This is a genomic window from Gelidibacter mesophilus DSM 14095 (genome assembly GCF_000423005.1).
In the GTDB taxonomy this organism is placed as follows: Bacteria; Bacteroidota; Bacteroidia; order Flavobacteriales; family Flavobacteriaceae; genus Gelidibacter; species Gelidibacter mesophilus.
The window spans coordinates 61576-75733 of the sequence record NZ_AUHD01000006.1; the positions used below are offsets into that span (position 1 = coordinate 61576).

Genomic DNA, 14158 nt, shown 5'->3' on the forward strand with positions numbered 1-14158 from the left:
AACATATTACTTTATTTTCTTTTAATAGCTCGTTTTACAATTATTTGTCCATTGGAAAGTTGAACTTTAGCAATATAAACAGCTTGACTTAAGCTGCTTAAATCATAAGTTTCTGTGGCATTTTGACCTTTTAAATGACATATGGTTCTGCCCAATACGTCCATGATTTCAACCGCGGTAATGCCAAGTTTTTGTTTTACTGAAAATTGAACATGCCCATGAGCGAGTTCAATAATAGTTAAATTCTTAGCGTCCAAAGTGTTTTTTTCAGTGGATAGGGCTAGGTCTTTGAATACAATTTCAAACCGATCCTTAAAAGTGCCAGCATCTGAATAAAAGCTGTAAGGGTGATTGGTTAAATTATGGGTGACCTCTTTTAGCTTGTCTCTTAGATAGATGACATTGTCGTTGCTTTCAAATAACCCATCTACTGCTCCTATGGCTATCACATAGGTTTCCGGTAGACTGACTTTGTATCCGAGGGGAATGACATCAGTATCATCAAAAGGCAATGGTCGTCCTTGAATGATATAAGCCTTGTTGTTTATGAGGGAATAAATGCCTTCTGATGCGCTCTCAAAACTTAATCGGGCGTCAAACATGCGGTCTTTATCGATGGTTGCTCCGGTAATATATCCCACGAGCATTCGGTTGGTAGGTGATGCGGGTGATAACAGATCCAACCATATTCTGTGTTTTTCTACAAGAGATGGCAGTTTTTGAGGAGTTCTAAAAAATTGATTATTGGCAAAGGCTTTTCTCATGCTATTTTTGAAGGTCACTGTAGCTGATGCTGGCTCTTCGCCATCCACCATATTCGTCATAAAACCTTGTCCCGCCGCAATGTTTCCAGAAAAATCAGAAGGGCCGTCCGAATTTCCTAAACTGTTATAGTAGAAATAATCGACCTGATGGTAGTTTAAAGCAAAATTTTGATAAAATGGACTAATATTGCTTGTGGGCGGTAAACCATGTTTCCATAAACTCACATAACCATCAACAGCAGTGTTTTCGCTTAAAAAATCTAGGATAGAAATAGCCGAAGGATAGGGGTTGCCCAAAAAATTCCAATTGTCATCAGTGTTGTGGTCGCTTATGGCATTGCTGCCTCTGCTTACTGTAATTTTTATTTCTCCATTATTTGCAACGCCTAAACCGGAATCATCACTGTAGAAAGTGGTGGTAAAATTCAATTCGCCGGGTGTTGTAGGATCTGGATAGCCATTCGGAGCTCTTACAATATAGCCTTTACCAATCTCCATGATTTCGTTTGTGGCTTGAATCCAATTGCCTTGCGTGTTGTTGGCATTTGTAGCTGTAGCTTCCCATTTATAGATATGATTGGTGGCGGTAATATTGCTTACATTATAGCCAGTAATAGGGGACGACCAATAAACATAATCTCGATTTCTAATAGATGCCTTCCTGATCATTGAGATTTTGCCAGTATTCATTTTAGTGTCATCAATTTGTATCAAGCTCCCGGAGTTTTCTATATTAAATTGAGCCGAAGGATCAACATGAACACCTTCTTTTACATTAATAACTTCATCAGTTTTAATGAGTAGTGAACTCGCATTGACATTCAACCTTTCATCAATCATTACATCAGTAGGGTGACCTAAGCTTTTTGTCCCGGTTCCAGAAAGCGTCAAATTTTTATATCCGGGCGCAAATGGAGAAATAGTTTGGGTGCTACCGTGGTATTCTACTGTAGAACCGTTAAATAAAGTGATGGAAGGATTGTTGATATTGCTAATAGAAGAATTTGGGAGGCCAGAAAAGCCATTGATATTGGCGTGTTTAAATGTCCCCGTTTCAGTAACTTTCAACGAGCCTCCAGCTTGAAATTGGATAAATGAATTTTGGCCAGGTCCCGAACCAGTTGCAGTGGTCCCAACATGAGAACCAGAAACGACAATATTAGCATATAATGGAATTGGGTTGATCAATCTTATGGATTCAAAACCGGAATTGTTGTTGAATTCAATGGTCGTGTGCGGACCAAATACGTAGTTTCCAAGATAGGCGTCAGGTTTAATTCCAGAGCCAGCCGTGACATACCATGCATTATCTTGCATGACTAAATTGGTAAATTCGCCACCAAAGGTCTTGTTTTCAACGTCAACGATGGCATTTTCAGATATAGCAATAGTGTTCCTAACGTTTACAGCTTTACTAATGCCTTTATAATTATAGGGAAGGGAAGAGTTTCGGAGGTCGTTTGTTCCGCTAAATGATAAATTATAATAGGTCGGCACACCAGATAATATTTGAATGGCGTTATTGCCATTTAAATGAATTGCTCCACCCGTGATGACGTAATTGCCATAACCTCCAAGAGAAGAGTTTCCTGGAAGGCTTCCCAATTGCGGTAAATAACTCGACATTGGAGCAGCCGTGATGGTGCTAATGCGATATTCACCATCAGTCATGACCAATCTTCCGCTGCCATAAAAATCACCAATATTACTTCCTATTACCGTACCTTGGTTAATTTCAAGCTTACCTCCATCAGCATCTAAAGCAGTGCCTTCGGAAATTCCGATATTACGTGTGAGCGTTAATGTTTTTGAATTATCAATAAGGTTGACATACACTATTTTTCCTGTTGAGCCTGTAAGTATGGCATTCCCTGTGGCTTGATTTTCCATGCCAATATAATGAAATGTTGCTGTTTGACTAAAGCTTCTATTTGAAGGGACTGTTTTTACATTTCCTAAATTGGTTGTGGTTGTTATACCGTTTGGCGAGGTTATCTTTAAAGTGCTTCCTTGTTGAGAAATGAAAGTGGTTCCAGATTGTGATCCGGAAATAGTCACATCCAATGCGGTGGTGCCATTGAAGCCAAAATCAAGAACACCCCCCGTTTGAACTACGAGACTACTGTTTCTCCCTAGTTCAAAATCTCTGTTTATAAGTTTAACAAAGGCGTTGTTTTTAATATTAAATGCGATATATCTATTCTCGTTAGAATTTGTTGATGCAACATCAATAGTTTGGATGGTTTCTGGCGTTAGACCATCTCCAATTCGAGCAAAATTAAAAACACCATGATTATTCGAGTTAGTGTTTTGTAATAGCGCATTGCTTCCCACAAAAAGATGACCATGCAAATTTATAGTGGCAGATGCCCCAGATGCTACGGTGGGATTGAATTGTAGTTCTGCATTTTGTGTAATGTCCAAGTTTCCTTCAATCGTAATTGATGAATTCACAGTTGCGCCTGCTGCAATTGCGGTTGTAGCGGCTTCCAGCGTCAAATTGCCTTTAATGGTAAAGTTTAAGTCATCCGAAGTTTTAAAATTAATTTTTTGACTTTCTGGATACGTGCCCGCCACAATGAAATCGCCTCCAATACCTGAAGTCACAGTTCCAGTTGTGGAGATTTGCATATCAGAATTTGCAGCGGTATTGCTTCTAAAAATTAAATCACCATGGGCTAAATTGATATTAATTCCAGACGCTAGAAATTCAATGGCGTCATTGGAATCTAAATTTTCTCCAAAATCACAAATAATATTCCCGAATGCTGCAGAGTATAATCTATAGGTGTTGGTGTTGATTGTTGTGTTGTCCTGTAATAATATGTCTGATTCATCCCAGTTTTTCAATATGAGATTTGAATCGGGATGAAAGTTTTCAGTTCCTGCCCATAAAGAAGTTGTTGGGTTTCCATACCTATAATTTACGGTTAAGTTTCCTCGGTCTTCTACTACGAGATTGCCCGTTGGATGGATAGAGAGGTTGGCGTTAATATTTACATTACCACCACTATTAATGGTTAAGTCACCAAATGTGCCAGGATGATTTACATTAAATGTACCATTACCTAAAACGGTTAAAGCTATAGTATTGCCAAAAGAACCATTGGATGTTATTACATGACCGCTTCTGATAAAAACTTTCTCAGAAGTGTTATAGCCTGGAGCATTTGAAGTTTGCCATAAAATTCCGTCAAAACGTTCCCATATGGCAGGAGTGGCACTATAGTCCTGCCAATTCCCGGTGCCTGTTGTACGGTAACTTCCATTAGGGATGTTATTGATGTTGAAGTCACTACTGATAGTACTCCATCCGGTATAACTAGCAGTGAGGACAAATGGTCCGCCTACAGTGTTGTGAATAAGGTTATCGAAAATGGCTTGCCCATTGGAAATTATTGCAGAAGGTTGGGTGTTTGGTATTCCTGTTGAGGTCATTGTTATGGCGCCTGAAGTCACGTCCAAATCAATATGACCGTACAAATCTGTAAGATGGACTACTGGTGATGGCGAAATGTTAATACCTACAAATGCATCGGAAGGTTGGGTTTCAAAATACAACCGATCTGCAGTAACATTGAGTCGGTTTCTGTTGTTGTTACCTGCATCCGTTTGTGCGCCACCCGGATCTATTGTAGCGAATGACGAGCCACTGGGGTCCGCCGTTGCAGAAGTGATTTTGAAAACCAATTTTGTTCTATCTATAACTTGTGTCTCGTCAAACGATACACGGAGATGCACTATTTTTCCAGTTGCATCATCATCAGCTGCGGTAACGAGGGGTCCGCTCATTCCGGAAAACACCAATTCATTTCCAATTTTAGTTGCTGTGGCTATTACTGTTCCGCCAGTTCCAGTAAGAACGGCGGTTTTAATCATTGTCAATTGATTGGTATTGGATAAATCTGCAACGGTTAGTCTTAAATCCGTGAGTGTGGTTGCTAAATCGTCAGCATCTGGGCCATCTATAATTTTTAGTTTCATTGGAATAAATTTCCCAACAGAACTCGAAGAGGCATCAGTGAAATTTATATATTCTGGACGGCTATTAAATTCTGGCGCTGTTGTGCTATAATTAGTGTTGTCTACAATCGTGGAAAGATTGCTAAATAAAATTTGTCCCGATTTTGTCCTAGGATAAAGCGCGTTATCTGAACGCTGAGTATTTAGTTTTCTTTTTGTCAGTTCTTTAGTTTCATGACGGGAAGTGAGAGACGCTGTATGCTTTGTAGAATACGAAGCATTAATAATTTCAGAGGGGGAAACATTTGCCCAATTTCTGCCGATGAAATCCTGAGAGGAATCTGCATAATGCCTAAAGCTTTCTTCTGTTTGTCCAATTCCAGACCATCCAAATCCTAGAAAGCTTATCAATACGAGGGAGTACTTCTTCTTCATAGGGAAAATTATTTAAAATTAACACTAAGATCCAATATCAAATATAGACTAAATAACTTAATTTCAAAACTTTGAGTTCTAAATTTGCTTTCTGGGTTTTATTGATAAATTGTTGTTATTTTTGTATATGGAATCACAAAAAACCTATACGGTAGATGCTGCTTTGAAGAAAATGGAGCGGTATTGTAGCTATCAAGAACGTTGTCATAAAGAAGTCACGCAAAAACTATACACCATGCGCATGATTCCTGAAGCAATTGACCATATTGTGGTAAAACTTATGCAGGACAATTTTTTGAACGAAGAACGTTATGCCAAAGCTTTTGTAAGCGGAAAATTTAGAATTAAAAAATGGGGAAAACAGCGCTTAACACGGGAACTGAGGCAAAAGGACATTGGTAAAACACTTATTACCATGGCACTTCAAACGATAAGTGATGCCGAGTATTTACAAGCGTTTCATGCGCTCGCCGAAAAAAAAGCAGAAAGTATCAAGGAAACCAGTACTCTAAAGAAAAAGAAAAAACTAGCAGATTATCTTTCTTACAGAGGATGGGAGAGTCATTTAGTCTATGATAAAGTGAATGAGGTTTTTTGAGATGGGCGGTGAGAAGAAGAGTGTTCTCAAGGGTTGCATCTAGGGCTTTATGCAGCTTTACCCCTCCTTTGTGGAGCTTTGTGTCAAAGTTCAACTGCTCAGGGAGTATATGGCATTAATCCATCAAATTAAAACATTAATTCTAAACCAAACGTATAGTTAGAGAATAACCTACAATATACTGCCAATAACAAAAAAAACTGTACCATTACGAAGAACACTACAGTTTTAAATATCAAGTAAACTGTATTTTATAAGTCAAATGATGCGCCAATATTGAACACAAATTGGTTGTAGAGATAATTTGCAGGATTGGTGATGTTAGTTTTATATTTCGCAATCGGGAAAACGGCTTCAGCAAATACCCCAAAACCATCAGAGAAAAAATAACGTGCCCCAACATGGCCACCAAAATTCTTTAAACTCAAGTTCAAACCAGGATAAAGATCAAAATTTTCATCAAAATTAAGAACACTTCCTAAATGCGCATTAAAACGTCCTTTAATATCAAAACGGTCACCAAAACTAGCGTCCAATTCTTCTCGTACTCCTAAAGCGTAAGCACCTACAATTCCTAAAGAGATGTTTTCTCCAAGCCCATAGTCAAAACTTACATTGATTCCCGTTGCAGCGTCTTGAAAGTTGGCTCCAATTTGAAATTTATTATCTGCGTTGCCTTTAAAAGCCTGTGCGTTTGCAAAAGAAACGCTTAGAACACATAAGATTACAATCAGTTTTTTCATTCTAAAGATAGTATTTTTAATTTTTGCGCAAATATAGTTATGTTTTTAATACTGCGCTAAGTATTTAGTCTAAACTCTTTTGGGTTCTGCTGATGGCTTTTTCGTTCTTCCAGTCAATCCATTTCTGACCTTGAATTTTGCGCATTAAATTGTCAAAATACCGCATGATCACAATATTGTAGACGGCTTTCCCAAAGTTTTTAGGAATTCTAGCAATGGCTCTTAAACTCATTGAGAATCCTGGAGTGAGGTATTTCATATAGTGCCAATATCCTTCAGGCATATAAAGTACTTCACCATGGTTCAATTCTGTTTTATAACCTTTTGCTTTTTTAAGTGCTGGCCATTTTTCCAAATCTGGATTCGAGAAGTCGATATCCTCACGGGTAATTAAGGAATGCGGAATTTTATAAAGATACTCGTTCTGTTTCTGATCGAAGAGAATACAGAGTTTTTTGCCCTCAAAATGAAAGTGGAAAATATTGGCCAGATCAATATCATAATGCATAAAAGTATGCGAATTTTTACCTCCAAAAAACAGCATGGGTAAGCCTTTCATCAGTTTTAAGCCAAAATCGGGATAGGAATAATCGTTTTGCAACTGCGGAATTTCCTTGAGGGCATTCCATAAAAAGATCCTGAATTTGGTCGGTTCCCGTTTTAAGAGGTCAATATAATCTGCCATTTTCATTTTGGCATGGGGCTCATTGAATCCGTCTTTATGACTGACCGGACGGTCATCGTACAAGGGCACGATCTTATCGCCCGCAATGTCCTTAATATAATCCAAATGCCACTTGTCATAAGCGGGCCAATCTTCAATAAAACGCTCAATAACCACCGGTTTTTGTGGCTTGAAATAATGCTTTATAAAATCCTCCTTGGTAATAGTTTTTACGCGAGGGATATCTTGTAGATCTAGTGCCAATTTATTAAGGTTTAAGCTTGCAAAGTTAAACAATCGGTCTGAAATGGGTTAAAAGGAATGTTAAATATTTGGGTGTTCCCACGCAAGGGCGTGGTCGGGCTGTCCGCTGTATCTTTTTGCTTTTTCTTTAAAAAGCAAAAAGGATGCCGCTGCCATCCCTAACACAGCCTCGGCCTATTTAGAATAATCGGCTTTATGAAGATCATTTTTTAAAATTCAGGCTTTTGGACCTTACTCCAAATTCCGTTATTCAAGCACCAATTTCCTCCCCAAAGCAGCCAAAAATGGAATACCAATCATATCATATTCATACCTGTTATCATTATAGATCTGGTTCTTATTAACGTGGAGGGTGGCAGTAATCAGATACTCTTTATTGGTTTTCTTGTTTTTGATATAGGCACAATCCGTTAAATAGCCATAGGCGGAGCCAATCTTATTTTTGATGGTCAAATAGTCGGGAAACGCACCTTTATCATCTCCAATCACCAAATATTTCACATAACTGTCATGGAACTCTGGGGAGGTAAAGCCTGCTTCCTTGGGAAGCGTACCCATAGCATCAATTAAAAATAGTCGGTCATCTTCCGTCAGGTGAAATTGCTGAGCCTTTGAAAACAGCTCCGGAAACATCAGCCGTTTTAAGATGCCGTGCAGGGAACTTATCGGCAAATAATTTTTTGTTGAGAAATCCATGGGCTGGTTTACCAAACTATCGCCCACCATATAGCCTATGCCTTTTGCGGTCTTATGTAATTGTAAGGGTGAAATGGCGCTATTTTTCACGGGTCCGGTCTTGTAAATAATTTCTTCTCCCTTATAAAAAGTAAGCGGCCTGGTCGTTAAAGCATCAGAATTGGGTGTTGACAATCGATGGGAGATGCGTGCCGTGATCCCTTTATCATTAAGCCGGCTATTGATCTCATCCTGGCCCATAAACTCAAAGAGCCTATTGTTGGCAGTATTACTGCTTACCGCAAAAATGTCGATGATGTCTTTGGCGAAGGTTGAAGTGACAGTATCGTTTTCGACCATAAATGGCGTGTTTCTATCGAGTAATTTGTTTTCGTTGAGTTTCTCCAACGCCAATATGGCAATGGGTAATTTTACGGTACTGGCCGGATAAAAATAGGTGTTGGCATCCACTTGGAATTGGTCTTCCTTAAAACGGACCGTTCCGTCTTTATCACGGATAATTTCAGAATAAAAAACCTGCACCTCGTGAGAAGGCAGGTCGTTCATGACATTTTGTATTTTAACATCATCGGTTGACAATGCACTTTTGACAGGGTGGACGGTAGCACATCCCATAAAGACCAATAGTCCAAGAAAAGGATAATATTTCATTCCTTAAAAATAGGAAAAAAGTTATTGAAATCCCGAGTTATTTGGAAAGACCAGGCTCTAATAACTATTTATGTTACCATTCAGCCTCTTGGTAGTATGACACGGATTTCACGGATTTCGCTAATTCTGTTTGGAATAATTCCAAAAATTCAAAATTCAAGATTCAAGATTCAAGATTCGTGGTTAAATAATGCCCGTCTCCACTTCAGTATTCAGAATTCAGAATTCATTATTCGATATTCGAAGGCTCGGAAGTATAAAAGGTTTCGAAGAATAATTAAACAGAATCCAGAAAGTTTGAAGAAAGCAATTTCAGGATAGCCTTATTTGAACTTCATCATTCAGGAATAAAATCTCGTTACCATTCAGCCTCTAGGTAGTTTGACACGGATTTCAACGTGAAATCCGTGTCTAAATTTATTTACTTTAGCATTGGCTGAATAGTTACCTATTTATTGGTTTTAGGCTCAGATGTTTCCTTTTGGGCGTTTGCCACATCTTTCCCTTTTAAGTATTCAGGCAACTCCATTCCGGCCATATTGAACATATCCTGTAATGTCGATACCGATTTATACATTCCAGAAAGAAAATTGGCGGTTGACGATTTGCCATCGCCATTGCCACCATTCTCCCAAACGGTCACTTTATCTATTTTGATGTTTTTAATAGCTTCAGCCTGGATTTTTACCAATTCCGGGAGTTTATCTACTATCAAGAGCAACACGGCATCTTTGGAGTTGTTACCGGCAGCTTTCACGAGTTGGTCCAAACCGGCGGCTTGTTGGGTCAACACTTCATAGAGATCTTGCGCCTCCGCCTGGGCCTTGCTTTTTCAATTTTGAGGGTAGAGCAATTCCAGTCTTTATTTTAAATCAAATTCAGTATCGCACATCTCACACCTAAATTTATGTTTGGTATAAAATGGAAGTGAAGAGAATAAGAATCCAAAAAGAAACCAAAAAAATGATTTGAAATCTTTAATAGTTGAGAATAATTCCACATGTGTACTTTTACAATTTGGACAATGGATGGGTTGTCCTTTATCATCCATAGAATATTGTTGAATGGCATTTAAAATTTATTTGGCTTCCTCTGCCTGATGCGAGAGGACCTTCAATTTAATACCACCAATAGCGTTGCTTACCAAAGGGTCTGTGTCGATGGTAAGGTTATCAGACAGAAAGACTTCAATGCCATCAGATTCCAATCTGCCCTTTATTATTTGCGCTTCGGTGGAATATTGAAATACCGCAACCGTGGTAAATGTTTCGTTGTTCATAGGACAATCGTTTTTTTATGTCTAAAACAACCCACTAAATAAGTCCTAAATGCCTGATTTGTCAATTGAAGAAACGTGTGATTATCTCTGCGGGATTTTAAGCTTATGGGCGACCTTTTAGCGAATTTCTCCATCAATTTTCTGTTTGATAAGTGATTTATCTATAAATCGAAAGTCATTGGGAACAGTAGCATCCAATAGGTCGATCTGTAAATACTCTGAAATTTCGTAGCCAATTTCAAAAGCTTCTTTGGCGTTATTTTTTTCGTATAATTCCCAATGTTTATTAGTGTCATACCATAGATTTACTTCAAAAATTTTATCTCCATTTTTTAATGGCTGATGGAAAACAGAAACGTATTCATAACTATGGATGGTTTTCCATTGTCCCAGTTTTAAAGGTCCAATTTCAAATGTTGATCGGAATCTTGACTGACTGAGATCAATATATACACTCTTTCTAAAACAAAATAAAGTACCTATAGCAATAAGATAAATTACAACTCTTGATGAGATAATGGAGGTTAAATATATTTCTGGTCTAAGAAAAGTGTTATAAATAATCCAAAATAAAAGTGCAGCGGCTAAGGTGAAAATTAATGATGCAATAAAAATTTGCAAAAACGGACGTTTACTACCTGATACAATAATATGAGCATTAGCCATAAAACAAATATAGGAAATCGGATTATAAAATTATCTAAATTAAACGCCTTGCAAAAAGAAGAATAGAAAATATTTTAGGCTCTTTGAAATCCCCATCAACTCTTAATTCTTTGAGTGTGATTTTATAAAGAAACGAAGTTTTTACATGTTTCTAAAATCTATGCAACTATTAAATAATTCTTGCAAGTTATTGTTTATCGATAATTTTATTTATATTTGTTATTGTTAAACGATAATTTTATGAAAGATCATACCAAAATTCTGAGTATCGTCACCTATGTTATTATTCTGGCATCGGTGTCCATTTTATTGAATGAACTGCGAGAATTCAATTTTGAGCAATTCAAGGAGTTTCAAAGTTGGGCACTAACAGCGGATAAGAATGCGCCATGGTGGACTTCAGAAAACGCTTTGCAATGGAGTTTCTATGCTATAAGTGCGGGACTCTTTTTCTGGAGAGGTTATTTGATTTATGGATTTACTTATTTCCTTTCGATTTTAAATGAAATAGAAAAAGGCAATTACTTCAGTGATAAAAATATAAGCTCATTTAAGAAAGTGGGGAATATATTTATTGGGTATGCCATTAATGTTTTCATTCTGAAGATGATTTTGGCCGCTGTGGAGGGAAGCAGGTTTGTAGCGATGGAGCAATTGAAGGAAGGATTTTCATTATTGATTCCTGCAGGATTGGCGTTTTATATCCTTTCGGAAATGTTTAAACAAGCACAGGCAAATCAAGAAGACAGCGAATTAACTATATAATTATGACAAAAAATAATCTTTTAAACTTAGCAATTGTAATTTGTAAAATATTGCAATCATTCCACATAGTTGCCTTAATCGTATTAACGGTACTTTTTGTCCATATTCAGATTGATGGCAATTTTTATAGTGATAAAGTTATCACCGTTGAAAACCAAAACCTTACTTATAATGCTTCCATGGCAATGAATTCAGAAAATAAGGGCCAAACTTTGGATCAGATGAGTACAGTTACATTATATCTTACTTATATCAAGTATGCTGGCATATTGGCCTTTTTGTTTTTCTCCATCCGCGAATTCCAAAAAATTATTAAGTCAGTAAAAAACCTTGCAACATTTCAAAATATGAACTTCAAATCTTTTCGTCGCATTGGTCAATATGTTTTTATATACTTTTTACTTTCGTCATTTTATTCCTATGAATTTGGATTTAATAGTTATATAGGGTTTATACCATCATTGACACCATTGACTGTGACGCTTGTTGCATTCATAATGGCAGAAATTTTTAAAGAGGGGAACTTGTTGATGGAAGATAAAGAATTAACAATCTAGAGGATGTCCATAATAATCAATCTAGATATAATGCTTGAGAAAAGAGGTATGAAAAGTAATGAACTTGCGGATATTGTAGGAATCACCACCGCCAATCTGTCTATCCTGAAAACAGGGAAAGCACGAGCTATCCGTTTTTCAACTTTAGAAGCTATCTGTGAAGCTTTAGACTGTCAGCCTGGTGATATTTTGGAGTTCGTTAAAGATTAATTTTAATTTGACCTCACAGGTTTTCAAAACCTGTGAGGTCTTGATCCTTCTTGTAGGTCAGATACATTTTAAAAAAATGTATCTTTGAGAATCAAAATTTCAAATTATGATGCGTACTATTTTTTGTCTGACTATTTTTCTTTCTTCATTTCTTTTTCAAGCCCAAATTTCATCAAAATACACCATGTCCTTTGAGAATGCCGTCCATCACGAAGCGACTGTCAAAGCCACGTTTACCAATTTGAAATCGGAGATCGCCGAATTTGCCATGAGCCGTTCTTCACCAGGGCGATACGCCTTGCACGAATTTGCCAAAAATGTTTATGACGTCAAAGTCACCGACAGTAAAGGAACGAAACTTGAAGCTACGCGGCCCGATCCCTACACCTGGCAGGTTAAGGGCCATGACGGTACAATCAACGTAAGCTATACTCTATTTGGCAACCATGGCGATGGCACTTATGCCCAGTTTGACGAAACCCACGCCCATTTTAATGCACCAGCTGCCTTTATATATGTTCCGGAACTTAAAGACCAAGAAGTAGAAGTTACTTTTGAGGTGCGCAAAGACTTGGACTGGAAGGTTGCCACACAATTGAAACATGTAAAAAACAATACTTATTACGCTAAAGATTTTCAATATTTAATGGACAGCCCTGTTGAAATTGCCAATTTTAGGGAACGATCCTTTAAAGTTAAAGATCAATCCATTGTTTTGGTGATGCATGATGATGCCGCTACTGATGAACAGATTGATATGTATTTTGAAAAGGTAAAGAAAGTAGTTTTAGAACAAATGCAGGTGTTTGGCGAATTGCCAATATTTGATTACGGTACCTATACTTTTTTAGCGTGTTATATGCCTAATGCCACTGGTGATGGGATGGAACATAGAAATTCAACCACAATTCCAAGTTCAAGAAGTTTATTTAAAGGAGGACTTGAGAGTAATATTGGAACGGTTGCCCACGAGTTTTTCCATATTTGGAATGTAGAACGTCTGCGCCCGAAGGCCTTAGAGCCTTATGATTTTTCGAGGGCAAATATGAGTGGCGATTTATGGTTTGCTGAAGGATTCACGAGTTACTATGACGATTTATCCTTGGTGAGATCTGGGATTATCAGCCAAGAAGATTATATAAATGGCATTGTTAGAACGTTCAATTATGTTTGGACTTCTCCAGGCAGACAGTTTTTTAACCCTATTGAAATGAGCTATCAAGCGCCTTTTGTGGATGCGGCAAGATCAGTTGATGAAACCAATAGAGAAAATACTTTTATCTCCTATTATTCTTACGGAAGTATGTTGGGTCTAGGCTTGGATTTATCCTTAAGAGAAAAAGGCTTGAATCTTGATGCTTTTATGACCTTAGTTTGGAATGCCTATGGTAAAACTGAAATTCCTTACACGGCCGAAGATGTGCACAAAAGCTTGAACACTTATGCTGGAAAGGAATTTGGTGATCATTTCTTCAATAGCTATATCTACAAAAGTGGAATGCCAGATTATGAGCGTCTTTTAAAACAGGTTGGGGTCACTTTGGAAACAAAAAATGAGATCGATTTTGGTGCGATGGTTAGGAATCAAAAACTGATAAGTAATCCTAAGATTGGATCTTCGGCTTACAATGCAGGCTTTCAAAAGGGCGATAAGCTTCTTCACATCGGTACTGTAGCACTTGATGGAGATGTTAGCCTCAATTCGGTTTTAAGCACGTTTAAGGCTGGAGAGAAAATTTCCGTAAGCTTTGAGCGCTTTGGTACTGAAAAGAAAGTAGAACTCCTTATTGCTACAGATGTGTCGTACGGATTGAAACTCATTGATGAGAAGTCTAAAGAGCTGACAAAGGAAGCGAAACAAAAACGCGACAGTTGGCTGAATTCGAAAGTATAGATAAAAAAA

Annotated in this window: 11 protein-coding genes and 1 pseudogene; 5 read left to right on the top strand and 7 right to left on the bottom strand. The window is 37.6% G+C overall.

Annotated elements, in window-relative coordinates; genetic code table 11:
• Positions 1 to 11: 11 nt before the first annotated feature.
• On the bottom strand, positions 12 to 5162 hold the full coding sequence (locus tag G525_RS0107470; protein ID WP_027125604.1) for a T9SS type A sorting domain-containing protein: 5151 nt from the start codon (positions 5160 to 5162) through the stop codon (positions 12 to 14).
• A 127-nt stretch (positions 5163 to 5289) separates the two neighbouring features.
• On the opposite strand from G525_RS0107470, the gene G525_RS0107475 reads away from it, so the two are divergent.
• Positions 5290 to 5760, top strand: a complete 471-nt coding sequence (locus tag G525_RS0107475; protein WP_027125605.1) for a regulatory protein RecX — start codon at positions 5290 to 5292, stop codon at positions 5758 to 5760.
• 251 nt (positions 5761 to 6011) lie between these two features.
• On the opposite strand, the gene G525_RS0107480 is transcribed toward G525_RS0107475, so the two are convergent.
• The 6 genes and pseudogenes from G525_RS0107480 to G525_RS0107505 form a co-directional block, all read right to left on the bottom strand.
• The gene (locus tag G525_RS0107480; protein ID WP_027125606.1) at positions 6012 to 6503 is read right to left on the bottom strand and encodes a DUF6646 family protein; all 492 of its coding nucleotides are present in this window, start codon (positions 6501 to 6503) and stop codon (positions 6012 to 6014) included.
• A gap of 64 nt (positions 6504 to 6567) precedes the next feature.
• Positions 6568 to 7431: a cupin-like domain-containing protein gene (locus G525_RS0107485; RefSeq protein ID WP_027125607.1), complete on the bottom strand. Its 864-nt coding sequence runs from the start codon at positions 7429 to 7431 to the stop codon at positions 6568 to 6570.
• A gap of 246 nt (positions 7432 to 7677) precedes the next feature.
• Complete coding sequence (locus G525_RS0107490; protein ID WP_027125608.1) at positions 7678 to 8778, bottom strand: serine hydrolase; 1101 nt, start codon at positions 8776 to 8778, stop codon at positions 7678 to 7680.
• 448 nt (positions 8779 to 9226) lie between these two features.
• Positions 9227 to 9604: pseudogene (locus tag G525_RS0107495) on the bottom strand (flotillin family protein); the annotation flags it as partial.
• Positions 9605 to 9856: 252 nt separating this feature from the next.
• Positions 9857 to 10057: a hypothetical protein gene (locus G525_RS22835; protein WP_342662741.1), complete on the bottom strand. Its 201-nt coding sequence runs from the start codon at positions 10055 to 10057 to the stop codon at positions 9857 to 9859.
• Between the two features lie 117 nt (positions 10058 to 10174).
• Positions 10175 to 10678: a hypothetical protein gene (locus G525_RS0107505; protein WP_157491902.1), complete on the bottom strand. Its 504-nt coding sequence runs from the start codon at positions 10676 to 10678 to the stop codon at positions 10175 to 10177.
• A gap of 285 nt (positions 10679 to 10963) precedes the next feature.
• Between G525_RS0107505 and G525_RS0107510 the strand changes: the two genes are divergently transcribed.
• The 4 genes from G525_RS0107510 (at position 10964) to G525_RS0107525 (ending at position 14149) form a co-directional block, all read left to right on the top strand.
• Complete coding sequence (locus G525_RS0107510) at positions 10964 to 11488, top strand: DUF2975 domain-containing protein (RefSeq protein ID WP_027125611.1); 525 nt, start codon at positions 10964 to 10966, stop codon at positions 11486 to 11488.
• Between the two features lie 2 nt (positions 11489 to 11490).
• Complete coding sequence (locus tag G525_RS0107515) at positions 11491 to 12045, top strand: DUF2975 domain-containing protein (protein ID WP_035479288.1); 555 nt, start codon at positions 11491 to 11493, stop codon at positions 12043 to 12045.
• Positions 12046 to 12048: 3 nt separating this feature from the next.
• Positions 12049 to 12255, top strand: coding sequence for a helix-turn-helix domain-containing protein (locus tag G525_RS0107520; RefSeq protein ID WP_027125613.1), 207 nt, complete (start codon positions 12049 to 12051; stop codon positions 12253 to 12255).
• Positions 12256 to 12361: 106 nt separating this feature from the next.
• Positions 12362 to 14149 (top strand): M61 family metallopeptidase, encoded by a 1788-nt coding sequence (locus G525_RS0107525; protein ID WP_342662742.1) that lies wholly within the window; start codon positions 12362 to 12364, stop codon positions 14147 to 14149.
• Positions 14150 to 14158 lie beyond the last annotated feature (9 nt).